The sequence below is a fragment of the Dyella sp. AtDHG13 genome (assembly GCF_003201105.1).
Classification (GTDB): Bacteria; Pseudomonadota; Gammaproteobacteria; order Xanthomonadales; family Rhodanobacteraceae; genus Dyella; species Dyella jiangningensis_B.
This window is the reverse complement of sequence record NZ_QICJ01000003.1, coordinates 82,244-107,313: the sequence shown is the minus strand read 5'-3', so window position 1 is coordinate 107,313 and position 25,070 is coordinate 82,244. Positions and strand designations below refer to the sequence as shown.

Sequence of the window (25,070 nt, the reverse complement as noted above, 5' to 3'; positions counted from 1 at the left end):
CGGCGACGATACCGAAAACGCGGCTCAATGCTGCGCCTTGGCGACGCCTGATTTTGCGGATTCCTGCTTGAGGTAGCGCGTTTGTTCGGAGACGTGCCGGAACAGCGCAAGCAGCTCCTGCTTCTGCGCGTCGTCGTGCGCCAACGTCATCGACCAGCTCAAGCGGATGCCGGTGGCGAGGCCAGGATCGCAGAACACCACCGCGTCGTCCTTGCGGTCGGCGCCTTCGTACAGCACGCCGCGACAAGGCATCCCCTTGTTGTCCAGCACGAAGTCGCTGACCTTGCCCTTCGCGTCGCGGTCGAGATAGTGGTGACGATCCTCCTGCATCTCGGCTTCCAGCGAGGACAGTTTGGACGGCCATACGTTGAGCACCATCACGCGATCAGGCTCGCCCGTCCACTCGCCCTTGTAAAGCACGAGGTTCACGCCGATCGCCTTGGCGTACATGCAGCAATCCTGGGTCCAACCGTCGGGCACATCCGTGCGCACCGTCCAGGCAGGAATATCGCGATCGGCTGGCCCCGAGACCGAGGCCGCCTTTTCTCCGCTTGCCGCCTGCGCGGCCGACATCACCAGCAACAGCAGCAAGCCCCAACACCAACGCTTCATCAAGGCTTCCACCGATAACCCACGCCATGCACCGTCTCGATGGCGTCGAACTCCGGCGCCACGGCGATGAACTTCTTGCGGATGCGCTTGATGTGCGAGGTGATGGTGGCGTCGTCCACCACCAGTTCCGCTTCGCGCATCAGCTGGTCGCGGTTCTTCACGTGACCGGGGAAGCGCACCAGCGTGTGCACCATCCAGAACTCGGTGACGGTGAGCGGGATCTCCTCGTTGTTCCAAGTGATGCGCATGCGCTCGGATTCGAGCTTGAGCGGGCCATGCTCGATCACCGTCTCGCTGCTGGCGGGCACCTTGAGCGATTCGATGCGGCGGAACAGGGCCGCGATGCGCGCGGCCAGCTGGTGCAGGCTGGTGTCCTTGCTGAGGTAGTCGTCCGCGCCCAGGCGCAGGCCGGAGATCACGTCGAAGTCGGAATCGCGCGCGGTGAGGAAGATGATCGGCAGCGTGGCCGACTTGGCGCGCAGTTCGCGGCACAGGTCGAAACCGCCCTCGGGCTCGTCGCCCAGGCCGATGTCGATGATGACCAGTTCGGGCAGGCGCATGGCGAAGGCGCTGGAGGCTTCCTGCCGCGAGCCGTAGCCGCGCGTTTCATAGCCGAAGCGGGTCAGTGCTTCGACGTAGTTCGCGCGGATCAGCGGTTCGTCTTCGACGATGGCGATACTGCGGCCCATGGTTCACTCCGAGTTGGCGACGGCGCAGCGTGCAGCCTGAGCCCACGCGGCGCAAGCCGTCCGCGCGCACTGCCCGCGTTTCGCCATGCCGGATCGGCGCGGCGCCACACCCGGACGTGCATGGTTCACAGGCCTGGCCGCCCGCCCGTGGACGGGCCGATCTTGCCCGCGTTTTGCCACATTCGGGCCCGGCACCCTGCCCGCCGGGCGTCGCCCAATGGAGCGGTCCAATCAGGAAACTTCGTCCATGCGTCCCACCGGCCAGCCCAACGTCGACCCCAATGCCGAACTGCGCGGCTTCGAGCCCCTGCGCGTGGTGCTGGCCCTGGGCGGTCTGCTGCTGGGGCTGGTCATGAGCCTGCACTGAGGAGACCGCACATGAACGACATCGACCTGAACGATCCTTTCCTCTCTTCCGCCGTGGAAGCCTTGGAAGCGGCCGGCGCGCACGGAAGCGTGCCGGCCGCCGGGGCGGATGAACCCGACCCCGACTGGCAGCCCGTCTGAAACAACCGCTTCATTCCTCCAGGCACGTTCCTTCCCCGCCCTTCGTGGCGGGGATTTTTTTGCGCGTTAACAAAGCGCTATCGCAAGGTGACGACGCAATAACGGGAACCATTCCGTAATTTTTCGGTCTGTTTTCCTGACGGTCGATGGTTCTTGCCGTGGATCACCGGCCGTCGTGTGGTCTCCTCACACGTCGTTCCGACGAAACTTGTCCCGGCGCTCGCGCGCCGGGATTTTCTTGTCCGGGTTTGATCAGCCGCCCACCGCGGCCAGCTGTTTGTGCATGGCCTCGATCACGGCCTGGTAGTCCGGCGCGTTGAAGATGGCGGAGCCCGCCACGAAGGTGTCCGCGCCCGCGGCGGAGATCTCGCCGATATTCGCCGCGGTGACGCCGCCGTCGATCTCCAGGCGAATGGGGCGGCCGCTCTCGTCGATGCGGCGGCGCACTTCGCGCAGCTTGTCCAGCGCGGAGGGGATGAACTTCTGCCCGCCGAAGCCCGGGTTCACCGACATCAGCAGGATCAGGTCCAGCTTGTCCATCACGTAGTCGAGCCAGGACAGCGGCGTGGCCGGGTTGAACACCAGGCCGGCCTGGCAGCCCGAATCCTTGATCAGGCCGATGGTGCGGTCCACATGTTCGCTGGCTTCCGGGTGAAAGCTGATCACGCTGGCGCCCGCCTTGGCGAAGTCCGGCACGATGCGGTCCACCGGCTTCACCATCAGGTGCACGTCGATGGGCGCGGTGATGCCGTAATCGCGCAATGCCTTGAGCACCATCGGCCCCATGGTGAGGTTGGGCACGTAGTGGTTGTCCATCACGTCGAAATGCACCCAGTCCGCGCCGGCGGCCAGAGCCTTGGCGGTGTCCTCGCCCAGGCGCGCGAAGTCGGCGGAGAGGATGGAGGGGGCGATGACGTTGGATTGCTTGCTCATGGGCGGAGGGAATCGGGAATGGAGAATAGGGAATAGCGAAAGCGTAGCACCTCGCCCTATTCCCCATTCTCGATTCCCTATTCCCTGCTCATTTGAACCCGCGCTCGGCCTTGATGCGCTCGTAGGCGGCATTGATCTCGCTGGCGCGCGCCTCGGCCTGCTTGCGCATGGCTTCGGGCAGGTCGCCCAGGCGGTCGGGATGGTGTTCGGAAATCAGCTTGCGGTAGGCGCGCTTGACCGCGCGGTCGTCGACGTCGCGCGCGATGCCCAGCACCGTGTACGGGTCGGGCCCCTGCGTGTTGCGCTGGGGCGGCACGTAGCCGCCGTTGCCGCGCGAACCATAGCCGCGCGAGCCGCCGGTGGCGTTCCAGGCGTAGCCCTTCATGGCCATCAGCGCCATCAGTTCCATGTCGCTCACGCGCAGCGCGAAGGCGAGCTGGCGCAGGATGGCCATCTTTTCCGGCGGTGGGTTGCCTTCGGCCAGCACGGTTTCGATCACCACGTCCAGCACGGGGAAGGCGTGGTCGCGGCGCAGGCCCACCCAGCGGCGCAGTTCCTCGATGGCCGGGGTCACGTTGAATTCCGGCTGCTTGCCCGCGTTGAAGGCGGTGATGGCCTGCTTGCGCTGATCGTGCTCCAGGCCCATGCGCTGCATGAGGCGCTCGGCGACGGCGATTTCCGCCTCCGACACGCGGCCATCGGATTTCGCCACTGCGCCCAGCAGGGCGAACAGCGGGCTGATGTACCCGCCCGCTTCCGGCGTGGCGCGGCGGCGCTGGCCCTGGCGCAGGCTGTCGATGATGAAGCCGGAGATGCCGCCCACCACGGCGCCGGGCAGGCCGTGGCCGAAGATCAGGCCGAGCAGGGCGAGCCAGATGGTCCAGGTGAAATTCATGGGTTGCCTTGGTTGGAGGGCACGGACAGCGTTTGCGCGCTGTACCAGCGCGCCAGTTCATCGAGGTCGGCGTCGCTCACGGGGCCGATCGCCGCGCGCATCAACGGCACGTTGCGGCGGCCATCGCGGTATTGCTTGAGCGCCTCGCGCAGGTAATCCAGCTTCTGGCCGGCGAGATTGGGCGCGCCGGGAATCTGCGCCATGCCGGTTTCGCCATGGCAGGCCGCGCACAGACCCAGCCGTGCGGGTTTGGACGGCGGCGCGGCATGCGCCGGCGCCAGCGCGCCCCACGCCAGCACAGCGGTGGCGAGGGTGCGGACTAGCCATGTGTGGCGGCGCGGCTGGACCATGACAACGACCCGGGCTCAAAAAGCGCCGATTCTAGCAGCCGCCGCCATGGCCGCCGGGGCATGCCCTCTCGCAGCAAGTCCGCGCGGGCCGGTGGCAGCCGTTACAATCGTCCGCTTGATCGCCGGCCCGTTCCGGCCCGTCTTCCCCGTTTTCCCGCCCTGCCCCGCAGGCCGGCCACCCAGGAGCGAACGACCGTGCCCACTACCCTGCTGCAATCGAACCTCCCGGGCCTGGACCTGATCCACCGCGGCAAGGTGCGCGACGTCTATGCGTTGCCCGAGAATCGCTTGCTGATCGTGGCCAGCGACCGCCTTTCGGCGTTCGACGTGGTGCTGCCCGATCCGATCCCGGGCAAGGGCGAGATGCTCACGCAGATTTCCAACTTCTGGTTCGCCAAGACGGCGCACCTGGTGCCCAACCACCTGCTCGACGTGCCGCTGGCCGACGTGCTGCCCGCCGGCACCGACCTGAAGCTGTACGAGAAGCGCGCCGTGGTCACGCGCCGCCTGAAGCCGGTGCCGGTGGAAGCCATCGCGCGCGGCTACCTCATCGGCTCGGGCTGGAAGGACTACCAGGCCACCGGCGCGCTGTGCGGCATCCAGCTGCCGGCCGGCCTGAAGCAGGCGCAGCAGCTGCCGGAGCCGATCTTCACGCCGTCGACCAAGGCCGCCGTGGGCGACCACGACGAGAACGTGAGCTTCGATGCGGTGGTGGCCGCCGTGGGTCCGGAACTCGCCGAGCAGGTGCGCGAGGCCACGCTGTCCATCTACAAGTGGGCGGCGGCGTATGCGGCCGAGCGCGGCATCATCATCGCCGACACCAAGTTCGAGTTCGGCACCGACGAGTACGGCAAGCTCTACGTGATGGACGAGATGCTCACGCCGGACTCCTCGCGTTTCTGGCCGGCCGACTCCTACCAGGTCGGCATCAGCCCGCCGAGCTACGACAAGCAGTTCGTGCGCGACTACCTGGAGACGCTGGACTGGAACAAGAAGGCGCCCGGCCCGCACGTGCCTGCCGATGTGATCGCCGCCACGTCCGCCAAGTATGCCGAGGCGCTGCAGCGCCTGGCCGACATCACGCTGGACTGAGCGCACCGGCACGCCCAGCTGTGCTGCATGACTGATCCTCAACCTTTTCGCGAAAGGCGGCGCGCACCGATGGCATCGACGCAAGGCATGCAAGGCTGGCTGGACAGTTACAGCAACGACCACCAGCACCCGACCAACCGCCTGCTGCACTGGATCTGCGTGCCGCTGATCGTGTGGTGCGCCATCGCCATGATGTGGACCATCCCCGTGCCGCCGACGATCGGCCGCCCCGGCTTCTGGTCGGTGTGCGCACTGGTGCTGGCGTTCGCCTGGTACTGGAAGCAGTCGCACCGGCTTGCCGCCGCGTTGTTCATCGCGCTGTTGCTGCTGTGCCTGTTGACCGAATTCGCCTATCGCGCGCTGGGGCCGCACGTGTTGCTGCTCACCGCCATCGGCGTGTTCGTGGTGGCCTGGGTCGGGCAGTTTATCGGCCACGCCATCGAGGGCCGGCGACCGAGCTTCCTCACCGACCTGGCGTATCTGCTGGTGGGGCCGGCGTGGTTGATGGACAAGCTGCTGCGGCGCGTGGGGATTTAGCGCACCACCTATCCGTCATTCCGGCGTACCCCGCAAAAGGGGGCAAGGGCCGGAATCCAGTAGCGACAACGGTCGGTGGTCGCGTGACGTCACACGAGCTTTGTCGTGGTCACCGCGAAAACCGCGTGGCACCGCTACTGGATTCCGGCCCTTGCCCCCTTTTGCGGGGTACGCCGGAATGACGAGCAATAAAGAACCCGGGAACCTTGTGGAATGACCACCCTGCTCACCCTTATCAGCATCCTGCTCTGGTGGGTGCTCTACAGCAGTATCGGCGCGCTGTTCGTCGCCATCGTCGCCTGGTCGGTGCTGCGCTGGGCGGAACGGTGCGCGGTGGTGTTCAATCGCACCTATCTGGCCTGCCTGATGTGGTGCATGGCGAGCATGCTGATCGGTTACGCGGTCGCCGTGCAGAGCGGCAACACCCATCCGCCCTACACCGCCATGCTCGCCTCGCCGCTGGCGCGCGGCGCGATGGTGCTCAGCATGTGCATCGGCGTCGTGGCGCTGTGGCGGCTGATCCCGCGCATCGATGCGCACCGCATCCGCCCCGCCAGCGCCTGCATGGCCGTGGCGGTGATCACCGTCATCGCCTTCGGCGTGGTGCGAAGCCTCGCCTGATCCGTTGACGGCGGGATCAATATCCCGTCTTGAGGTTGGCCGCGCGCACCGCATCGACGAAATGCGTGAACGGCCGGTCGGTGATGGCGACCAGGCCGATATGCGCATTCTCGCCGTCGATCAGGCGGCCGGTGACGGGCTGGTCGACGTACTGGAACCAGTGCACGCCGATGATGTCCGGATTGGCCACGGCATCGCCGACATAGTGCGCATAGGCTTCGCCGCGCTGCTCCTCGCTCCAGGCGGGCACGACGCCCTTGCCGAACGGACCGCGATCGTCCGAACCGAAGTGGAATTCCGAGATCAGCGCAGGCTTGCCGAGCTTGGCGAAGGCCTCCGTGTCGAAGGCATGCTCGGGCACGTCCGCATAGCCGCTGAAGCTCACCACGTCGCAGAACTGCGCGCACGACGCCACCGCTTCGGGCGTGTGCACGCCGAAGCGGCCGCCCAGGAACAGGTGATGGGGATCGTGCTTGTGGATCGCCTGCGCCACCGTGCGGAAGTACTGATCCGCATACGTGCGCAGCCAGGCGCTGTAATCGTCGGCGATGGCGGGATGCGCGTCATCCGGCGGCGGCGCGGCGAAGTTGGTGGCGTTCAAGGCGTCCCACGAATCCAGCGTGATGCCCCACGCCGCGGCGAGCTTCGCCGGCGTGCCGTACTTCGTCTTCAGCGCCGCGATGAAGGCCTGCTTGGCCGGGCTGCGGGCCTCGCCGCGCAAGGTGCCCTGCGCCAGCCCCCAGCGTCCTTGCGGGCCTTGTCCCGCCCAGGCCAGTTCGTTGTCCGCGAAATAACCGAGCATCCACGGGTCGTCGCGCACTTCCTTCGCGGCTTGCGCGGCGGCCGCGTCGGCGGCCTGCGCAAAGCGCGGATCGAACGGATCGGGCATGCGGCCCCAATAGTCGTAGCCGCTGGACACGTTGCCGAAGTTGCCGCTGATGTTCACCGAGCGCGTATACGCCATGCGATGCATCTGCGTCAGCGCATCGTCGCTCCAGTTGCCCAGCGTGTTGAAACCCCAGTGGCCGAGGCGTTCGAGGGTGCGCGTGCGCCACGCCTGCCGCCAATGGCGGCCGTCGGCCAGGAACAGGTTGGCCGAGTAGTAGTCGAACCACTTGCCCTGGTGATAGGCCAGGCCGTTCGCTGCCGCCTGGTCGCCGGTGGCCTTGCCGGTGGTGCCGTAGAACGGCGCCCAGCGGCCGCTGTCGCGCGGCAGGTCCTTGAACATGAACTCGCGGCCTTCGATGTAGGTGCGGCCACCGTCGTCGTCCACCACGTTCACGCCCAGCGAGAAGAACGCATGTCCTTCCGGCGTCACGAACTGCCAGCGGCCGTTGCGTTGTTCGGTGCGGAACCAGCCGGTGGCCTTGAACGCGGGGACGTCCGTGCGTCCGCCATAGCGATCGAAGCTCTTGTGCGGCGGCGGCTGCGTCGGCGCGGCGGTCGCCGCGACAGCGGTGCCGGACTTGGGTTTCGGCCGGGCCTTGGGATGGGGGCCGCGCAGGGCGTCGTCGGAATCCACCTTGCCCGGCCACTGGCCGCGCGTGTACTGGCCCCAGGCGTCGACGATGCCGGTATAGGCATCGCGCAGGTCGTGGTCGCCATGCGAGGTGTCGAGCTTGCCGAACAGCAGGGTCTGCGGCGCGGTCGGCGCGGTCATGCTCAGGCGCACCGACTTCACATGGGCGAGATCGAGCGAGCCTTCCACCGTCGTCGCCACGAACAGACGCTTGCCGCCCGACACATAAGGCATCGGCGGGCCGGCCTGCATGCCCATGGCGCGCGGCGAAGCGGCGTGCAGCGGGATCACCAGGGTCTGCGGCGGGCCAGCGGGAATGCCCACGGTGGCGTGCAGGTGCTCACCCGGCTTCGCGCCGTCGATATCCACGGAAAGCGTCACGGCCCAGGACATCGCGTTCTGCATGTCCACACGCAGCGAGCCCTCCTTCGACCAGTCGCCCTTGTCCAGCATCACCGTGACCTGCGGCTGCGGCGACGGCTGGAACACGTAGCGCTGCAGCGACATGCCGTCGACGGTGACGGGCTTGCCGTCGAGCGTCACGTGATCGAGCGTGGTCTGCGGCGTGGCCGGCGCGGACGCATGGCCCGTGCTGGAAGACGCCGCGGCAGGCGCGGCGGCCGCATGACTGAGGTCGGCCCGATCGGTGTCGCTGGCCTTGTGGCAGCCCGCAAGGGCGAGCAGGCAGGCGACGGCGAGGGGAGCGATCCGTTTCATCGGGGGCTCGGCACAAGGAAGTGGCGGCAGTATGCCTGCGCCGTCTGAAGGCTGCCTTGCTGGATCGCGGCCGCACGCGAACGCAATTTCATGCCGCCCTCCGCTGCCATGCGCGCCACGCGTAATACACCGGCACGCCTGCCGCGATGAGCGCGAGACTCATGCCCGCGTCGCCCGGCGAATGGATGGAGGTGACGATGATCACGCCCAGCACCGTGCAGACGAACAACAGCGGCAACACCGGATACAACGGCACGCGGTACGGTGACGGCTCGTTGCGGAAACGCCGGCGATACCAGAACAGCGTGGCGATGCCGAACGCATGCGACAGCCACTCGCCTACCGTGGTGTAGTCGACCAGTTGGCCGAAGCTGCCCGAGATCACCAGCACGATGGCCCAGCCGCCCAGCACGCTCAGCGCCACGCGCGGCGCGTGCGAGCCGGCGTGGATGCGGCCCACGGCGCGGAACAGCATGCCGTCCGCGCCCATGGTCTGCAGCACGCGCGCGCCACCGGCAATGGCGATGCTGCAATAGCCAAAGGTGGAGCAGGCAATGCCCACGGCAATGAGCGTGGCTCCGCTTTCGCCGAACAGGTGGCGCATCAGGTCGGCCGCCGGCGCCTGGCTGGCGGCCAGCCCCGCGTGGCCGAGACCCGCGAGGTAGGCGAAGTTCACCAGCACATAGCAAACCACCACGCCGCCGAGCCCCAGGCCCAGCGCACGCGGCAGCGTCCGCTGCGGCTCGCGCACTTCGCCGGCAAGGTCGTTGAGGTAATGGAAACCGCCATAGGTAAAGAGCACTGGCAGCAAGGCGCCAAGGAAAGCCCCCGGCGAGGCGTGATGCACCGTATCCGTGGCCAGCACGCTGCCGAACTGTCCGTGCGCGAGAACGACGCCGGTCACCACCACCAGCGCGATCGCCGACAGCTTGAGCAGGGTGAACAGGTTGAGCATGCGCGAGCCGGCGCGGATGCCGAAGAAATTGACGCCCACGATAAAGGCGATGGCGCCGGCCGCCACCGGCTTCACCCACAGCAGCGGCGACAGGCCCACCGCCGTACAGAAATAGTCCGCGAACGTGGTCGCCACCGCCGCCACGCTGCCGGGATAGTTGATCAGCGCCATGGTCCAGCCGAACAGGAAGGCCGGCAGCTGGCCAAACGCCTCGCGCAGATAGATGTAGACGCCGCCCGCCTGCGGCCGGCGCGCGCCGAGTTCCGCATAACAGAGCACGCCGGCCAGGGTGAGCAGGCCGCCCACCGCCCACAGCGTGAGCAACTGCGCCCCTGACGACGTGCGCTCCGCCACCGTGGACGCACTGCGGAAGATGCCGGCACCAATCACGCCACCGATCACGATGGCGGCCGCATCCCAGGTGCCGAGGCGACGCACGTACGAAGAAGATGTCTCAGCGGTCATGGGGCGGCGCAAGGTCCTGCACGGTGGGCGGAGCACCGAAGATAGCGGACTGCGCCGCGATGTACGACTGACGTCCGTTGGGGGCGCCGCGACTCGCTGATTCGTGGATCGCCAGGCCATGGCCGCACACAACGATTTCTCACGGCTATCAGTAGTTTTTCGCTTCCGGCCCGGCCGAGGCAAAGCCATAGTCCCGCCCTGCGTCACTCACGCCATCCCCGCTGAAGATCATCCGGAGGCACCATGAGCACCGTCGCAAGCGTCGTCCGCCCCGAGGACGACAAGACCCTTGGTCCCCTGCTCCAATGCGACCGCGAGCTGGTCGCGGTGGGCAAGAAGATCCGCGTGCTGAAGGCCATCGACTGGCCGCAATCGATGGAGGCGACCTTCATGGCCTCCTACGAAAAGGGCAACCCCGTACTGCCCGAGCCTCCCGTGCGCCACCCCGACCTCACCGGCGAAATGGCCGCGCTGAAGGCCATCATGGCCAAGCTCGACCGCGGCCATCCGCTGGGCGACTGGCTGTTCAAGACGGCCTGGAGCTATCTCACCGCCGCGCAGATGCTGATGGGCGTGGGCACGGAAACCTTCACGCGCTGCTCGACGGCGCTGTACGGGCGACCCGACACGATCTACCCGGGGCAGACCTCCAACGCCGTGGACGCGGCGAAGGACCTGCTCCGCATCAGCGACGACCTGGTCAGCCGCGAAGGCATCCCGCACGTGCCGGCGGACATTCCCGCCGAGGAATTCGCCCAGCGCCTGCGCGAACGGCTGGGCCCGTTCTTCGACAAGGACGAGGTGAAGGTGGTGCTCGACCCGGACCTGCCGTCCAAGGCGACGGCCGGCAGCAAGAGCATCAACCTGCGTTCGACCGCGCTGTTCTCGGCGCTGGACCTGGAGCAGCTCACCGAGCACGAAGCCTTCGTGCACACCGCCACGCTGCTCAACGGCAAGCACCAGCCGTATTTCAAATCGCTGGGCCTGGGCGCGCCACGCACCACCCGCGCGCAGGAGGGCCTGGCGACGTTCTCGGAGATCATCACCGGCGCGATCGACCTGAACCGGCTACGCCGCATCGCGCTGCGCGTGGTCGCCGTGAAAAGCGCGCTGGACGGCGCGGACTTCATCGAGGTGTTCCGCGGTTTCCTCGACGCCGGCCAGTCGCCAGTGGAGAGCTACCAGAGCGCGGCGCGCATCTTCCGCGGCGGCGACCCGCGCGGCCGCATCTGCTTCACCAAGGACGGCGCCTACCTGGAAGGCGTGATGGGCATCTACGTGTTCATCCGCAAGGTGCTGCAGGAGGGCCACGTGGAGATGCTGCCCCTGCTGTTCGCGGGCCGCGTGACCATGTCCGACGTGATCACGCTCAGCCCTTATCTGCAGGACGGCCTGATCGGACGCGCGGTATACGTGCCGCCGTGGGCGCGCAATCCGCAGCGCATCCTGTCGCTGATGGCGTTCTTTACCGCGGCGCAGCGCTTCAAGCTCGACACGTTCTATCTCGATACCTTCGTGAAGCTGGACGAGCAGCGTGTCGATGCGAGCTTGCATATGCCGTGGCAGTGATGGGTGTTGATAGCGCGCGCGTGGCGGCCCGTGCACCAGTGCTACGGAGAAACCCCGTCATTCCCGCGAAGGCGGGAATCCAGCGACTTTAGGCGAACCCAAAAGTCAAAGGCACTGGATTCCCGCCTTCGCGGGAATGACGGGCATTACGGCACGTCGTCCCGCCCCGCGCCAGCGACGCCATTTCGTGCTTGACTGTGCACCCCGTTCGCCATGCCGCCCGCTGTGCCAGCCCAGCCTCGCAAGATCATCCACGTCGACATGGACGCGTTCTACGCGTCGGTGGAGCAGCGCGACGACCCCTCGTTGCGCGGCAAGCCCGTGGTGGTGGCCTGGCGCGGCGCGCGTTCGGTGGTCTGCGCGGCCAGCTACGAGGCGCGCAAGTTCGGCGTGCGCTCGGCCATGCCCGCCGTGCGCGCGGAACGGCTGTGCCCGCAGGCGATCTTCGTGCCGCCCGACTTCAGCCGCTACAAGGCGGTGTCGCGGCAGGTGCGCGAGATCTTCGCCCGCCATACCGACCTGATAGAACCGCTGTCGCTGGACGAGGCTTATCTCGACGTCACCACCACGCACACCCGGCTGCCATCGGCCACCGCCACCGCGGAAGCCATCCGCGCCGCCATTCGCGAGGAAACATCGCTTACCGCCTCGGCTGGCGTGGCGCCCAACAAGTTCCTCGCCAAGATCGCCTCGGACTGGCGCAAGCCCGACGGCCTGTTCGTGGTGCGTCCGCATCAGGTGGAAGCCTTTCTCGCACCGCTGCCCGTCGGCCGCCTGCCTGGCGTCGGCAAGGTGATGGAGGCGAAGCTGGCGGAACTCGGCATCGCCACGGTGGCCGACCTGCGAAGGCTGGGTGCGCCGGAGTTGGAACACCGCTTCGGCCGCTGGGGCAGCCGCCTGCACGAACTGTCGCTGGGCATCGATGAGCATCCGGTGCAGCCCGATCGCCCGACGCTGCAGGTGTCGGCCGAGGACACCTTCGAAAGCGACCTGACCCTGGATGACCTCGAGCCGCACATCCGCCGGCTGGCGGAAAAGACCTGGGCGGCTCACCAGCGCGAAGCCACCGGCCCGCACGCGCGCCTCGCGCGCACCGTCGTGCTCAAGCTCAAGACCTCGGACTTCCACTCGCTGACGCGCAGCTTCACGCCATCGTCACGTCCCGAGTCGGCGCAGGAAGTTGCGGACATCGCCTGCGCGTTGCGCGATCGCGTTGATCGACCAGCGGAAACCCACTATCGCTTGGTCGGCGTTGGGCTAGCGGGATTTGTCGAAGCAGACAGTTTCGCCGCACAGAGCGATCTGTTCGGCAACATTGGTTTCAAGTGAAACCACGCGTGAAAGCTTTCGACGACGAAATAATTTGTTAAAGAGCCCTTGTCTCGATCTTCATTTCCTGAAAGAGTGGCTGCGGGGAACCCAACAAGCGGTGCAACACCTATAGACGTCCAGGCGCCTATAGCGGGGACTCTTTTGCCTACGAATTCGGGGAGATATCCATGCAGTCCAACTACAATCGTCTGTCGATAGCGGTACGTCTGGCGCTTTCCGTCGGTATCGCATCCACGGCCGCCATGGCTCAGGCACAGGACGCCACAACAAACAAGGACGCATCGAGCGCGCAAAACACGCAGGGCCAGAGCACCACCGAACAGCCCAAGCAGTCCAGCGCCAAAACGCTGACCGCCGTCTCCGTCACCGGCTCGCTGATCCGCCGCGTGGACGCCGAAACGGCCAGCCCGGTCGTCACCCTCGACCGCAGCGCCATCACCAACAACGGCAGTCCCACCCTCGGCAACGTGCTGCAGCAGTTGCCCAGCGTCGCGGGTAACGCCACCAACACGCAGAACAACAGCAACGGCGGCGGCGGCGCGAGCCCCACGCTGGAAGGCGGCGACGGCGCGGCACGCGTATCTCTGCGCGGCCTGGGCATCAACCGCACGCTGGTTCTGGTGGACGGCCAGCGCCTCGCCAACGCCGACCTCAACATGATTCCGCAGAACATGGTTGAGCGCGTGGACGTGCTGGCGGAAGGCGCTTCCACGGTCTACGGCTCCGACGCCATCGGCGGCGTGGTCAACTTCATCCTGCGCAAGGACTACAAGGGCGCGGAACTCAGCGTCAACGACGGCATCTCGGACCACGGCGATGGTCAGCGTCGCGGTGCGCAGTTCACCATTGGTGCGTCTGGCGACCAGGGCAACATCGTCGCCGGCGTCGATTACAACAAGTACAACCCGGTGCTCGCGCCACGTCGCGATTTCTCGGCCCGTCAGCTGTACCTGTACAACGGCGGCCCGCAACCGTCCGGTTCGCACACCATTCCGACTGGCCGCCTTCTCGTCCCGGCAACGAATCCGCCAGGAGACAGGACGCCCGGCGGTTGCGAGATCAACTCGCAAGGCAACGCCTATGTGACGCTGGCCAACGGTACGGGCAACAGCCTCAGCAACTATCGCTGCTTCAGCAACGCCAACGACACGTACAACTACAACGCCTACAACTACATTCAGCAGCAGCAGGAACGCACCAACGTCTTCGTGCTCGGCAACTATAAGTTCAACGACTACGTGACGTTCTTCGGTGAGGCGTTCTACAACCACACCAACTCGGCCGGCCAGGATGCACCGGCGCCGACCGGGGTGGGCGACGGTTGGCACGTGCTGGCCAGCAACCCGAACAACCCGTTCGGCGTTACCTTCAGCCAGGGCACGCTGGTCGATCCGGCCGCACCTGGCGCAGACAGCGGCTACGCCTTCAACACCCGCCTCACAGGCCTGGGCACCCGCCTGCACACGTTCACCACCACGAACGAACAGGTGAACGCCGGCCTGCGTGGCAACTTCGGTCAAAGCAGCTGGATCTGGGATGCCAGCGTCGACTACGGCCATACGCGTCGTGTACAGACCAACTACAACGAAGTGAACGTGCCGGCCTTCCAGGCCGCCATCGATGCCGGTGCCAACATCTTCGACCAGGCCAACCCTGCGGTGACGGCGCTTTTGCGCAAGGGCGTGGATGCACCGCAGTACACCCTCACCAACACCATGAAGCAGGCGCAGGCGAACGCGTCGGGCGAACTGTGGGATCTGCCCGCGGGCGCCATGCAGCTTTCGGTGGGTGCGCTGTATCGCAAGACGTCGATGTCGTACAACGTGACCGCCGACGCGGTCCTGGACCCGACCACCAACACCTGCGTCGTGCTTTCCGAAGCCTGCGGCTCGCCCGGTGGCGGCAGCGACAGCGTGAAGGAGCTCTACGCCGAAACGCTGATCCCGCTGCTGTCCGAACAGCCGTTCGCCTACTCGCTGAATGTCGACGTCGGCCTGCGCTATTCGGACTATGACAGTTCGGGCAACACGACCAACGGCAAGATCGCCATCGAGTATCGCCCGATCGCCGACCTGCTGATGCGCGGCACGGTTTCGCAGGTGTTCCGTGCGCCGAACATGGATGAACTGTACGACGGCCGCACGGTCGCGGGCCCCAACCTCACCGATCCCTGCGTGCACCTGACCACGGCGCAGCTGGCCCAACATGCCGCGGCGTGTCAGAACGTGCCTCAGAACTGGAGCGGCAACCCGATCGGCCAGGTCACCGCGTACTACTCCGGTGCCGCTGCCATTGGCAGCAAGCTGAAGCCGGAACAGGGCAAGTCCATCGATATCGGCTTGGTCTATTCGCCCAGTTGGCTGGAGGGCTTGTCGAGCAGCCTGGACTTCTGGCACATCTACCTCACCGACACGCTGACACCGATCCAGGCGCAAACGGTGGTGAACGCCTGCTTCAACAACAACAACAGTCCTTACTGCTCGTACATCAACCGCTACGACCAGACCAACAAGCTTGCCGGCGCCGTCAACTACATCAATACGCCGGTAGTGAACCTGGGCAACCTGAGCACGAGTGGCATCGACTTCACCCTGAACTACGCCATCCCGCACTTTGACATCGGCAGCGTGGACCCGGGTAACTTCAAGGCGGGCCTGAACAGCACCTACGTTTCGACGTACAAGAACGATGCCAGCCCCGGCCAGCCGGGTGCTGAAACGATCAACTATGCCGGCACGTATGGCCTGCAGTTCGGCAACATCCCCCGGTTCCGTGGCACGTTCACGCTCAATTGGGCACTGGGTCCGTGGAGCGCCCAGTGGCAGTCGCGCTTCATCAGTCGTGTGAGCAACCTCAACGCCAACCTGGACACCGGCGCCACCGCACCGATGGCGTCCGTGCTGTACCACTCCATCCAGGCCGGTTACGAGTGGTCGAAGATCCACACCCGCTTCGACCTGGGCATCGACAACCTCAGCAACAAGATTCCGCCGCTGAGCTATCAGAACGGTTCGAACTACAACGTCGATACCGCTACGTACGATGTCATGGGCCGTTACTACTGGGCTCGCGCCACGGTCAAGTTCTGACCTGACCGCAACAAGGCGCGGGGGCCGCGACGAATCCGTCGCGGCCCTCTCGCTGTTAGGATTCACGGATGACGGAGCATTCGCCATCCACCAACGATCTCGCCGCCCGCATGCTGGCCGCCTACCATCGCGGCGATCTTGCTACCGTACTGACCCTGGGCGAGCCGCTGTGCACCACCGAAGACGGTGACGAAACGGCACTGCTTGTGCTGGGCGCCGCGCAGCAATCGAGCAATCTTCTCCCTGAAGCCCTGGGTACCTTCCAGTGGCTGGTGCGACGCAACCCGCACCTTCCGGAGTACTGGAACAACCTCTCGGTCGTAGCGCGCCAACTTGGCGATCTCGACACCGCCGAACATGCCCTGCTGCAAGCGCTGGCACTGGCGCCACAGGAGACGCAGATCCACTACAACCTCGGGCTGCTATATGCCCAGCAGCAGCACTGGCTGCAGGCACGCCAGGCCCTGCTCGATGCCGTGCAGCTTGTCCCGGGCTTTGTCGATGCGCGCCTGCAGGCGGCTTACGCCTGTCATCGCTGTGGCGACAATCAGGGCGAGGAAGCCATGCTTGCCGGCGTGGAGGCATGGCCCCCTCAACCCGCCGAGCAGGCGCTACTGCTGGCAACGATGCTGTCCGCCCAGGGAAGCCATGACAACGCGTTCCGCGTGCTGTCGGAGGCTGTGATGCCGGAAGGCCAGGACGCGCAAGTCATGTCCTGGCGCATCGCCGCCTTGCGCGCGGCCATCTACGAACGCAGCAACCAGATCGAACGCGCGCAGGCGGAGCTGGATCGGTTGCCGCGCGACGTGCTGGAGTCCACCCGCGAACACGACGCCGCACTCACCGCCGCCCTCTGGCAGGCGCGCGCGGCCATTGCGTTGCGGCGCGGCCACGCGGACGTCGCCGCCGATCTGTACGAGCGCCTGCTCGCACGCAGCCATACATCCGACGAACGCGCTACGGCCGCCTTCGGGCTAGCCGGATCAAGGAGCAAGCAAGGGCGCCACCAGCAAGCCTGGGAGGCTGCCGAACTGGCCCACGCCGTCCAGTGGGACATCGCCAGGCAGCTCGTCCCGGAACTCACGGTCAAGGGCAGCCGCCCCCTGGCCATGTCGGTGCATGATGTCAGTCACCTCGAGCACGATCGCTGGACGACGCTATCGGCTCCCACCAGCGCGCAGAGCCCGGTTTTCGTGGTGGGCTTTCCGCGCTCCGGCACCACGCTGCTGGAGCAGATGCTCGACTCGCATCCGGATTTTCGCTCCATGGACGAACGTGGCTTCGTCTATGAGCTGATCGACCGCATGCAGGCCGCTGGCCAGTCCTATCCCGGCGATCTGGCCGGCATGACGCAGCCCGAGGCGGATCAGCTGCGCGCGATCTACGCTGGCATGGCCAACAGGGTCGTTCCCGATCTCGGCCAGCGTCGCCTCGTCGACAAGAACCCGCTCAACATGCTGTGCCTACCCATGATCGCGCGCCTGTTCCCGGAAGCGCGCATCATCCTGTGCCTGCGCCATCCCTGCGACGTGCTGCTCAGTTGCTACATGCTCCCCTTCCGCTCACCGCCTTTCATGGTGCTCTGCTCATCGCTGCAACGGCTTGCTGAAGGTTACGTACAGGCCTTCGAGCACTGGTACAGGCAGGTCGAGGTATTCGCGCCGCGCGTGCTGGAGTGGCGTTACGAGTCGGTGGTCAGCCGCTTCGATGAGCATGTCGCGCGACTTGGCCAGTTCCTCGATGTGGATGACACGTCGCCCATGGCTCGCTTCGCCGAGCATGCGCGGGCCAAGGGTTACATCAGCACACCGAGCTATGCGCAGGTTACTGAAGGTATTCATCGCAAGGCGGTGAACCGATGGCATGCCTATCGCGAGAAGTTCGAACCCGTGCTACCCCTGCTTCGACCGATGATGGCCCGGCTCGGCTACGACGAATAACACCCTGCACTTTCCCACCTCCATGGATGAACCGCTCATGCATTTCGAAGTACCCAAGCTGAAGATGCATTCGCTGCGCGAGTTCCTGCAGCATTACCTGATGATCGTGCTCAGCATCCTGACGGCGCTCGGGCTGGAGCAGTGGATCGAGCACGTGCACCACAAGCATGCCGCGGAGTACGCCAGTGCGCAGATCCGTACGGAGCTGGCCAATACGCTGCACGACATCCAGGCCACCATTGATCTGAACCAGAAGAAGCTCGATCCCCTGATCGCGCTGGACGCGGCCATCAGCGACGACGTGCGCAAGGGCCTGCCGGATGCGGAAATCAACCAGCACATCCGCGAACGGAGCAAGAGCTTCGCACTCGCCATCAACTGGCCGGCATTCAACAACGAAGCATGGGACGTCGCGGTCGCCAACCAGTCGGCCACCTGGATCGACTCGCAGCAACTGCACCGTTACGCCATCGCCTATGCCGCCCTGCGCGACGCGGCGAGCTGGACCACCCACAACGCCACCGTCGCGCTGAATGCGCCGCGCATGGTCGACCTGCAGACGCGCGTCAAGCTGGGCAAGGACATCGATCCCCTGGAATTCCTCAGCGTGTCGCAGCAGATGATCACCAGCGCGAAGGGAACCATCGAGTACCTGAAGGCTGCTTCGGCGCCGATCAAGGAAGCACTGGACGCGGACAGCAAGTGATGTAGCCGGGCAGCGGAGAGACACGCTCCCCTTCGCGCGCAGCGCCGCAACGCGAGCGGCGCTGCAAAATCGCGAATGGGCGCCACGCACGACGCGCCATCGACACCGCATCGATCAGCCATGATCGCAACGCGTTTCAGCGGTCGCGCATCCATTGAGAAACTTCACGAAGCGGTCACAACTTCAGCGCGCTGCGCGCATGAATTGCGAAGTGCATCACAGATATTTCGACGGCATCGAAAATGCCTATTTTCAGGCACTTTTTGAACTCGACGACCATCGCGATCGAAGCTTGCATTCGACCGCCGTGATGACGATTTTCACGCTCGTGCCTTTTTGCGATCGGCCTTGTGCGCAACGAACCGCGCAACGACAGAAGCACGGTGAGATTTTCTTTGTACTCAATGCCTCGCATCGCTTTTGTCGATGCAAGCCAATCTGTCGAACTCCTTACATGCAGCGACGCACTTTTTTTCGATTTGCAAGTGCATGACGTATGAGTTACCAAACGCTGCAGAGTGCTTGTGATCCTTGTGATTTTCAGACACTCGTGATGGGGATGTGATCGCCGCCCTTCGCCTTGCAGCAGGGGCAAATAGAGACCGCAAGAGCATCGCTGCAACCCTCCGGTTGCCGGCGTGTAGGTGAGTTGTTGTCTGTCGCCGGCCACGACATCGTTCGCGGCCGAAAAACCAAATGACTATTCGCGTACCAGGGAGAAACTCAATGCGTGCACAAACCAAGATCGCGCTTCTCGCAGGATTGATCGCCGCCACCTGTCTTCCCGCCGTCGTATCCGCCCAGACCGCCAACCGCTTCGGTACGTTGGAGGAACAGGCGCAAGCCAGCTGGCGCGAGAACATGGCGCACATCGCCACGCCGTCGGAAGGCTGTTTTGAAGCCACCTATCCCAGCGTCATCTGGCATCAGTCGGCCTGCCATCAGCTCACGCCGCGCGTCGCGCCGGTGCCGCGCTTCAAACTGTTCAACCGCGGCGCCGCGCAAACCGCCGGCAACGGCAACGACTACACGATCCAGACCAGCACCCTGATCACGCAGGCTGTCGGCACTTTCCCCTCGGTGACGGGCGTGACGTCGGAGAAGGGCGTGGGCGTGGCCGCCTATGGCGGCGGCGGCATCCTGGGCCCGAACGAGTACTCGCTGCAGATCAACTCCAGCTTTGACGACACCACCTCGGCCTGCAAGGGCCACTCCGGCTGCACCGTGTGGCAGCAGTTCGTCTATGCGCCGGACTACGAGGTGCAGGGTTCGGCGGCGGTGTTCATGCAGTACTGGCTGATCGGCTATGGCGGCTCGAGCTGCCCGAGCGGCTTCGGCAGCGACGGCGCCGGCGACTGCTACAAGAACAGCGCCGCGGCCACCGCGCCGGACGTGCCGGCCACGCAGCTGGCCAACGTCAAGCTGACCGGCACGGCCACCGCGGGCGGCAACGACACGGTGGTGTTCACCAACGGCACCAAGGCCTATAGCTCCAGCGGCAAGGACAGCGTGCTGTATCTCGCCCAGGTGTGGAAGGTCGGCGAGTTCAACGTGGTCGGCAACGCCGGCGGTTCGGAAGCGCAGTTCAACAGCGGCTCGTCCATCACGGTGAAGCTCGCCGTGACCGACGGCTCCACCGCCGTGCCCTCGTGCGTGGCCAACTCCGGCAGCACCGGCGAAAGCAACAACCTCAACTTGGGTCCCTGCACCGCCTCGGGCGGCAGCAACCCGTCGATCCAGTTCACCGAGTCGAACTGATCGCAGAAGAAAGAGCCCGGGTTTCCCCGGGCTCTTTCTTCGCGTCGCTGACCGTCGCTTACTTTTTCTTCTTCGGCATGTACAGATCGGTGATGGTGCCTTCGTAGGCTTCCGCCGCCATGCCCACCGATTCGCCCAGCGTGGGATGCGGATGGAGGGTGAGGCCGATGTCGGCCGCTTCCGCGCCCATCTCGATGGCCAGGCAGATCTCGCTGATCAGGTCGCCCGCATGCGGGCCGACGATGGCGCCGCCGACGATGCGATGGGTGTCCTCGTCGAAGATCAGCTTGGTGAAGCCCTCGGTGCGGTCGATGCCGATGGCGCGGCCGCTGGCCACCCACGGGAACTTGCCCACGCCAACCTTCAGGCCCTTCTCCTTGGCCTCGCGCTCGGTCACGCCCACCCATGCCACTTCCGGATCGGTGAAGGCGACGGAGGGGATCACGCGCGCGTCGAAGTGGCTCTTCATGCCGGCGACCACTTCCGCCGCCACGCGCGCCTCGTGCGTGGCCTTGTGCGCCAGCATGGGCTGGCCCACCAGGTCGCCGATGGCGTAGATGTGCTTCACGTTGGTGCGCATCTGCGTATCGACGTTGATGAAGCCGCGCTCGGTGACGGCCACGCCGGCCTTGTCCGCGCCGATCTTGTTGCCGTTGGGCGAGCGGCCCACGGCGACCAGTACGCGGTCGAACATGGTGGTTTCCGGAATGCTTTCGCCTTCGTAGCTGACCTCGATGCCCTTCTTGGTGGCCTTGGCGTCCACCACCTTGGTCTTGAGGTGCACGCCCTTGAGCTTCTTGGCCAGGCGCTGCGACAGCGGCTTGATCAGGTCGGCGTCGGCGCCGGGGATGATCTGGTCCATGAACTCGACCACAGTCACTTCGCTGCCGAGCGAGGAATACACGGTGGCCATTTCCAGGCCGATGATGCCGCCGCCGACCACGAGCAGCTTCTTGGGCACTTCCTTCAGTTCGAGCGCGCCGGTGGAATCCATGACGCGCTCGTCGTCCCACGGGAACGCCGGCAGCTTCACGGACTGCGAACCGGCCGCGATGATGGCGTTCTCGAAGCGGATGAGCTTGGTGCCTTCGGCCGTCTGGACTTCCATCTCGTTCGGCGAGATAAAGGTGCCCACGCCCTGCACGGTGCGCACCTTGCGCTGCTTGGCCATGCTGGACAGGCCGCCGGTGAGCTTGCCGACCACCTTGGTCTTGAAGTCGCGCAGCTTGTCGAGGTCGATCTTCGGCGCGCCGAAGCTGACGCCGTGCGCGGCCATCGCTTCCGCTTCATCGATCACCGCGGCGGCATGCAGCAGCGCCTTGGACGGGATGCAACCCACGTTGAGGCAGACGCCGCCGAGGGAGGCATAGCGCTCGACCAGCACGGTGTCCACGTCGAGGTCGGCGGCGCGGAACGCGGCAGTGTAGCCACCGGGGCCGGAGCCGAGCACGACGAGCTTGCATTCGATGTCGGGCGTGCGACCGGAGGCGCCCGCGGCCTGCGGCACCTTCACTGCCTCTCCCTTCGTCGGAGAGGATTGGGGAGCGGGGGCCGGAGTGGCGGGAGCGTTGCCAGTTGAAAAGCGAGGCGAGGTTGCGCCCTCTCCCCGGCCTTCATCCCCTTTTTGGGACTCTCCCGCAAGGGGAGAGGGAGCAGGAGCGGCGGCGGCGGCGGATGCTTCGAGCACCGCGATCAGCGCGCCTTCGGACACTTCATCGCCGACCTTGACCTTCAGTTCCTTGATCACGCCGGCGGCGCTCGACGGAATTTCCATCGTGGCCTTGTCCGATTCCAGCGTGATCAGGCTTTGTTCCTTGGCGACGGTGTCGCCGACCTTCACCAGCACCTCGATCACCGGCACGTTGTCGTGGCCGCCGATGTCGGGGACTTTGATTTCGATGGTGCTTGCCATGGGGAATCCTTTGTTCTTGTTCGCTACCTGTTGAGGCGATGCCGCGAGCACCCGCCCCTCACCCTGCCCTCTCCCCACAGGGGAGAGGGAAAAGTCACATCACAGCAGCAGGCGGCGGATGTCGCCCAGCTGCTGTGCGAGGTAGGAAGCGAAGCGCGCGGCGAGCGCGCCGTCGATCACGCGGTGGTCGTAGCTGAGCGACAGCGGCAGCATCAGGCGCGGCGCGAATTCCTTGCCGTTCCACACCGGCTTGGTCGCCGCCTTGGATACGCCGAGGATGGCCACTTCCGGCGCGTTGACGATGGGCGTGAACGCCGTGCCGCCGATGCCGCCGAGCGAGGAGATGGAGAAGCAGCCGCCGGACATCTCGCTGGGGCCGAGCTTCTTGTCGCGCGCCTTCTTGGAGATCTCGCCCAGTTCGATGGCCAGGTCCAGCAGGCCCTTCTTGTCGCAGTCGCGGATCACCGGCACCACCAGGCCATCGGGCGTGTCCACCGCAATGCCGATATGGAAGTACTTCTTGAGGATCAGCTTCTCGCCGGTTTCGTCCAGCGAGGCGTTGAACTGCGGGAACTTCTTCAGCGCCGCCACCACGGCCTTGATCTGGAACACCAGCGGGGTGATCTTCAGATCCTTGTTCTCTTCGCCGAGCTTCTTGCGGAAGGCTTCCAGCTCGGTGATGTCGGCGTCTTCGTGCTGAGTGACGTGCGGAATCATCGCCCAGTTGCGCGCCAGGTTCGCGCCCGAGATCTTCTGGATGCGCGACAGCGGCTTCTCTTCGATCTCGCCGAACTTGCTGAAGTCGACCTTCGGCCACGGCAGCAGGTTGAGGCCGCCGCCTGCGGCAACCGGCGCACCGGCCGGGCGGGCGCCGGAGGCCAGCGCGTGCTTCACGTAGCCGGTGACGTCCTCGCGCTGGATGCGGCCACCGCGACCCGAACCCTTCACCTGGCGGATGTCCACGCCCAGCTCGCGCGCGAAGGCGCGGATGGCCGGGCTGGCATACGGGGCGTCGCCCGGCATGACGATCTTGGAGTCGAACGGCGGGCGCGCCGTCGGCGCCACGTCGCCTTCCGGCGCGTTGCCGGGCAGCACGCTGCGGCCGCCGATGGGCTCGGGCTTCTCGTCGACCTTCGGCGTTTCGACCTTGGCGGCGGCCGGCGCGGGAGCCGGCGCGGCGGCAGGCGCGCCACCGGCGGCCTCGACCAGCGCGATGACGCTGCCTTCGGAGAGCTCATCGCCGAGCTTGACCTTGAGTTCCTTCACCACGCCCGCGAACGGGGCGGGCACTTCCATCGTGGCCTTGTCCGATTCCAGCGTGATCAGGCCCTGATCCTTGGCGATGGTGTCGCCTACCTTCACCAGGATCTCGATGACCGGCACGTTCTCGCTGCCGATGTCCGGCACCTTCACTTCCTGCACGCCACCACCGCCGGCGGCGGGCGCGGCGGCCGGGGCGGGAGCGGGAGCCGGCGCGGGGGCTGCCTTGGCGGGCGCCTCGGCCTTGGCCGGCGCAGCGGCTTGCTTGGGCGCGGGCGCGGCTGCTTCGCCGTCGGCCTCGATGATGGCGATCAGGGTGCCTTCGGACACCTCGTCGCCCACCTTGAGCTTGAGTTCCTTCACCGTGCCCGCGAATGGGGCCGGCACTTCCATGGTCGCCTTGTCCGACTCCAGCGTGACCAGGCCCTGCTCCTTGGCCACCTTGTCGCCGGGTTTCACCAGCACTTCGATCACCGGCACGTTTTCGCTGCCGATATCGGGGACGCGTGCTTCTTTAAGGTCGGCCATGGTTTCTCCTACGGATGGCGATGGCGAGCCGGCGGGGATGACGGCCGCGTAAGGGTTCAATCATAGCGAACGAGACCCGGTTCCGGACGCTTTTGGATCGGTTGAAGCCACCATTCGCATACGTATGCACGACTTTTGTCGAGGGTTTCAGACAGTCACTTGCCGAAACACCGAAAACGGCGGCCCAGCGGGCGTTGCCAGGGCATTCCACTTGGTCAGGTGGTCTGCTCCGGCAGGCGCGTCTGCACCACCGTCACTTCGCGCTGCGGGAACGGAATGCTGATGCCCGCGGCATCGAAGCGCTCCTTCACCGCGCGCAGGAAATCGGTCTGGGTCGCCCAGGAGTCGCCGCTGCGGGTGTGGGCGCGCATCACCAGCACCACGGCGCTGTCGCCCAGGCTGTCCAGCCACACGCCCGGCTCGGGATCGCGCAGGATGCGCGCGTCGGCGGCGAACAGTTCGCGGATCAGGTCCATCGCCTTGCCCATGTCGTCCTGGTAGCCGATGCCCACCTTCAGCTCGAAGCGGCGCGTGCCGCGGCGATTGAAATTGATGATGGCGTCCGAACCGACCTTGGCGTTCGGTATCACCGCTTCGCGGTTGTCGGGCATCACCAGCAGCGTGTACATCAGGCTCACGCCCTCCACCGTGCCCTCGACGCCGCCGGCGCGGATGTAATCGCCCACGCGCAGCGGCCGGAACAGGATCAGCAGCACGCCCCACGCCAGGTTGCTCAGCGAGCCCTGCAAGGCCAGGCCGATGGCCAGTCCGCCCGCGCCCAGCGCCGCCACCAGCGGTGCCGACGGCACGCCCGCCTGCTGCAGCGTCATCACGATCAGCACGGCAATCAGCACGCCATAGATCAGGTTGCGCAGAAAGCCGACCAGGGTTTCATCCAGATTGGCGCGCTGCATGGCGCGACGCGCGATGTTGGCCACGCGCGCCGCCAGCCACAGCCCGACCAGAAGCAACAGCAGCGCCAGGCTGAGGTTGATGATCATGGTGATGGAGTGTTCGGAAAGCGGCAGGCGCGCCAGAAGCTGATGCATGGTTCACGGGGCTCACGAGGGAAAAACCCGGCGAG

21 protein-coding genes are annotated in these 25,070 nt (G+C 65.8%); 10 read left to right on the top strand and 11 right to left on the bottom strand.

Annotated elements, in window-relative coordinates:
* Positions 1-24: 24 nt before the first annotated feature.
* Both BDW41_RS06465 and pdsR read right to left on the bottom strand, forming a co-directional pair.
* A complete protein-coding gene (locus BDW41_RS06465) occupies positions 25-612 on the bottom strand; it encodes a hypothetical protein (RefSeq protein ID WP_074546318.1) in 588 nt (195 codons plus the stop codon).
* A complete protein-coding gene (gene pdsR / locus BDW41_RS06460) occupies positions 612-1,301 on the bottom strand; it encodes a proteobacterial dedicated sortase system response regulator (protein WP_074546320.1) in 690 nt (229 codons plus the stop codon). Before pdsR ends, BDW41_RS06465 begins: the two co-directional genes overlap by 1 nt.
* A gap of 378 nt (positions 1,302-1,679) precedes the next feature.
* On the opposite strand from pdsR, the gene BDW41_RS23845 reads away from it, so the two are divergent.
* A complete protein-coding gene (locus tag BDW41_RS23845; protein WP_255412961.1) occupies positions 1,680-1,808 on the top strand; it encodes a hypothetical protein in 129 nt (42 codons plus the stop codon).
* Between the two features lie 252 nt (positions 1,809-2,060).
* Here the strand turns inward: BDW41_RS23845 and rpe are convergent, their stop codons facing one another.
* The 3 genes from rpe to BDW41_RS06445 form a co-directional block, all read right to left on the bottom strand.
* On the bottom strand, positions 2,061-2,741 hold the full coding sequence (rpe, locus tag BDW41_RS06455) for a ribulose-phosphate 3-epimerase (protein WP_074546322.1): 681 nt from the start codon (positions 2,739-2,741) through the stop codon (positions 2,061-2,063).
* A gap of 88 nt (positions 2,742-2,829) precedes the next feature.
* Positions 2,830-3,636, bottom strand: coding sequence for a co-chaperone DjlA (djlA, locus tag BDW41_RS06450; protein ID WP_074546323.1), 807 nt, complete (start codon positions 3,634-3,636; stop codon positions 2,830-2,832).
* Positions 3,633-3,986 (bottom strand): c-type cytochrome, encoded by a 354-nt coding sequence (locus BDW41_RS06445; protein ID WP_083337469.1) that lies wholly within the window; start codon positions 3,984-3,986, stop codon positions 3,633-3,635. The genes djlA and BDW41_RS06445 overlap by 4 nt, the downstream gene beginning before the upstream one ends.
* Positions 3,987-4,181: 195 nt before the next feature.
* On the opposite strand from BDW41_RS06445, the gene BDW41_RS06440 reads away from it, so the two are divergent.
* From BDW41_RS06440 to BDW41_RS06430, 3 genes are all read left to right on the top strand, one after another.
* Positions 4,182-5,078: a phosphoribosylaminoimidazolesuccinocarboxamide synthase gene (locus BDW41_RS06440; RefSeq protein WP_074546325.1), complete on the top strand. Its 897-nt coding sequence runs from the start codon at positions 4,182-4,184 to the stop codon at positions 5,076-5,078.
* Positions 5,079-5,147: 69 nt separating this feature from the next.
* On the top strand, positions 5,148-5,615 hold the full coding sequence (locus BDW41_RS06435) for a DUF962 domain-containing protein (protein WP_074546327.1): 468 nt from the start codon (positions 5,148-5,150) through the stop codon (positions 5,613-5,615).
* 213 nt (positions 5,616-5,828) lie between these two features.
* Entirely contained in the window at positions 5,829-6,236 is a 408-nt protein-coding gene (locus tag BDW41_RS06430; RefSeq protein ID WP_074545094.1) for a hypothetical protein, read from the top strand.
* A 16-nt stretch (positions 6,237-6,252) separates the two neighbouring features.
* On the opposite strand, the gene BDW41_RS06425 is transcribed toward BDW41_RS06430, so the two are convergent.
* Together BDW41_RS06425 and BDW41_RS06420 are read right to left on the bottom strand one after the other, a co-directional pair.
* Entirely contained in the window at positions 6,253-8,472 is a 2,220-nt protein-coding gene (locus tag BDW41_RS06425) for a beta-agarase (protein ID WP_074545096.1), read from the bottom strand.
* Positions 8,473-8,560: 88 nt separating this feature from the next.
* Positions 8,561-9,892, bottom strand: coding sequence for an amino acid permease (locus BDW41_RS06420; protein ID WP_074545099.1), 1,332 nt, complete (start codon positions 9,890-9,892; stop codon positions 8,561-8,563).
* Positions 9,893-10,135: 243 nt separating this feature from the next.
* On the opposite strand from BDW41_RS06420, the gene BDW41_RS06415 reads away from it, so the two are divergent.
* The 5 genes from BDW41_RS06415 to BDW41_RS06395 all read left to right on the top strand — a co-directional run bounded on the left by BDW41_RS06415 (position 10,136) and on the right by BDW41_RS06395 (position 18,528).
* Positions 10,136-11,461 carry a flavohemoglobin expression-modulating QEGLA motif protein gene (locus BDW41_RS06415; protein ID WP_074545102.1) on the top strand — a complete coding sequence of 442 codons (1,326 nt, stop codon included), beginning with the start codon at positions 10,136-10,138 and terminating at the stop codon, positions 11,459-11,461.
* A 225-nt stretch (positions 11,462-11,686) separates the two neighbouring features.
* Positions 11,687-12,790, top strand: a complete 1,104-nt coding sequence (gene dinB, locus BDW41_RS06410) for a DNA polymerase IV (protein ID WP_255412960.1) — start codon at positions 11,687-11,689, stop codon at positions 12,788-12,790.
* Between the two features lie 170 nt (positions 12,791-12,960).
* Positions 12,961-15,882, top strand: a complete 2,922-nt coding sequence (locus tag BDW41_RS06405) for a TonB-dependent receptor (RefSeq protein ID WP_074545107.1) — start codon at positions 12,961-12,963, stop codon at positions 15,880-15,882.
* 68 nt (positions 15,883-15,950) lie between these two features.
* Positions 15,951-17,822, top strand: a complete 1,872-nt coding sequence (locus BDW41_RS06400) for a sulfotransferase (RefSeq protein ID WP_074545114.1) — start codon at positions 15,951-15,953, stop codon at positions 17,820-17,822.
* 37 nt (positions 17,823-17,859) lie between these two features.
* Positions 17,860-18,528: a hypothetical protein gene (locus BDW41_RS06395; RefSeq protein ID WP_146217319.1), complete on the top strand. Its 669-nt coding sequence runs from the start codon at positions 17,860-17,862 to the stop codon at positions 18,526-18,528.
* Positions 18,529-18,703: 175 nt separating this feature from the next.
* Here the strand turns inward: BDW41_RS06395 and BDW41_RS22975 are convergent, their stop codons facing one another.
* Positions 18,704-18,910, bottom strand: a complete 207-nt coding sequence (locus tag BDW41_RS22975; RefSeq protein WP_146217318.1) for a hypothetical protein — start codon at positions 18,908-18,910, stop codon at positions 18,704-18,706.
* A gap of 344 nt (positions 18,911-19,254) precedes the next feature.
* Between BDW41_RS22975 and BDW41_RS06390 the strand changes: the two genes are divergently transcribed.
* Entirely contained in the window at positions 19,255-20,286 is a 1,032-nt protein-coding gene (locus BDW41_RS06390) for a hypothetical protein (RefSeq protein ID WP_110301546.1), read from the top strand.
* A gap of 58 nt (positions 20,287-20,344) precedes the next feature.
* Here BDW41_RS06390 and lpdA read toward each other — a convergent pair whose 3' ends face one another.
* From lpdA to BDW41_RS06375, 3 genes are all read right to left on the bottom strand, one after another.
* Positions 20,345-22,198 (bottom strand): dihydrolipoyl dehydrogenase, encoded by a 1,854-nt coding sequence (gene lpdA, locus BDW41_RS06385; RefSeq protein ID WP_074545121.1) that lies wholly within the window; start codon positions 22,196-22,198, stop codon positions 20,345-20,347.
* Between the two features lie 99 nt (positions 22,199-22,297).
* Complete coding sequence (gene aceF, locus BDW41_RS06380) at positions 22,298-23,986, bottom strand: dihydrolipoyllysine-residue acetyltransferase (protein ID WP_074545124.1); 1,689 nt, start codon at positions 23,984-23,986, stop codon at positions 22,298-22,300.
* Positions 23,987-24,201: 215 nt separating this feature from the next.
* Complete coding sequence (locus tag BDW41_RS06375) at positions 24,202-25,035, bottom strand: mechanosensitive ion channel domain-containing protein (protein ID WP_074545128.1); 834 nt, start codon at positions 25,033-25,035, stop codon at positions 24,202-24,204.
* Positions 25,036-25,070 lie beyond the last annotated feature (35 nt).

What these genes read in the sequence shown, in the direction of transcription:
- BDW41_RS06465 (WP_074546318.1), bottom strand. Translation starts at nt 612, where the DNA reads ATGAAGCGTTGGTGTTGGGGCTTGCTGCTGTTGCTGGTGATGTCGGCC.
- pdsR (WP_074546320.1), bottom strand. Translation starts at nt 1,301, where the DNA reads ATGGGCCGCAGTATCGCCATCGTCGAAGACGAACCGCTGATCCGCGCG.
- BDW41_RS23845 (WP_255412961.1), top strand. Translation starts at nt 1,680, where the DNA reads ATGAACGACATCGACCTGAACGATCCTTTCCTCTCTTCCGCCGTGGAA.
- rpe (WP_074546322.1), bottom strand. Translation starts at nt 2,741, where the DNA reads ATGAGCAAGCAATCCAACGTCATCGCCCCCTCCATCCTCTCCGCCGAC.
- djlA (WP_074546323.1), bottom strand. Translation starts at nt 3,636, where the DNA reads ATGAATTTCACCTGGACCATCTGGCTCGCCCTGCTCGGCCTGATCTTC.
- BDW41_RS06445 (WP_083337469.1), bottom strand. Translation starts at nt 3,986, where the DNA reads ATGGTCCAGCCGCGCCGCCACACATGGCTAGTCCGCACCCTCGCCACC.
- BDW41_RS06435 (WP_074546327.1), top strand. Translation starts at nt 5,148, where the DNA reads ATGGCATCGACGCAAGGCATGCAAGGCTGGCTGGACAGTTACAGCAAC.
- BDW41_RS06430 (WP_074545094.1), top strand. Translation starts at nt 5,829, where the DNA reads ATGACCACCCTGCTCACCCTTATCAGCATCCTGCTCTGGTGGGTGCTC.
- BDW41_RS06425 (WP_074545096.1), bottom strand. Translation starts at nt 8,472, where the DNA reads ATGAAACGGATCGCTCCCCTCGCCGTCGCCTGCCTGCTCGCCCTTGCG.
- BDW41_RS06420 (WP_074545099.1), bottom strand. Translation starts at nt 9,892, where the DNA reads ATGACCGCTGAGACATCTTCTTCGTACGTGCGTCGCCTCGGCACCTGG.
- BDW41_RS06415 (WP_074545102.1), top strand. Translation starts at nt 10,136, where the DNA reads ATGAGCACCGTCGCAAGCGTCGTCCGCCCCGAGGACGACAAGACCCTT.
- BDW41_RS06405 (WP_074545107.1), top strand. Translation starts at nt 12,961, where the DNA reads ATGCAGTCCAACTACAATCGTCTGTCGATAGCGGTACGTCTGGCGCTT.
- BDW41_RS06400 (WP_074545114.1), top strand. Translation starts at nt 15,951, where the DNA reads ATGACGGAGCATTCGCCATCCACCAACGATCTCGCCGCCCGCATGCTG.
- BDW41_RS06395 (WP_146217319.1), top strand. Translation starts at nt 17,860, where the DNA reads ATGCATTTCGAAGTACCCAAGCTGAAGATGCATTCGCTGCGCGAGTTC.
- BDW41_RS06390 (WP_110301546.1), top strand. Translation starts at nt 19,255, where the DNA reads ATGCGTGCACAAACCAAGATCGCGCTTCTCGCAGGATTGATCGCCGCC.
- lpdA (WP_074545121.1), bottom strand. Translation starts at nt 22,198, where the DNA reads ATGGCAAGCACCATCGAAATCAAAGTCCCCGACATCGGCGGCCACGAC.
- aceF (WP_074545124.1), bottom strand. Translation starts at nt 23,986, where the DNA reads ATGGCCGACCTTAAAGAAGCACGCGTCCCCGATATCGGCAGCGAAAAC.
- BDW41_RS06375 (WP_074545128.1), bottom strand. Translation starts at nt 25,035, where the DNA reads ATGCATCAGCTTCTGGCGCGCCTGCCGCTTTCCGAACACTCCATCACC.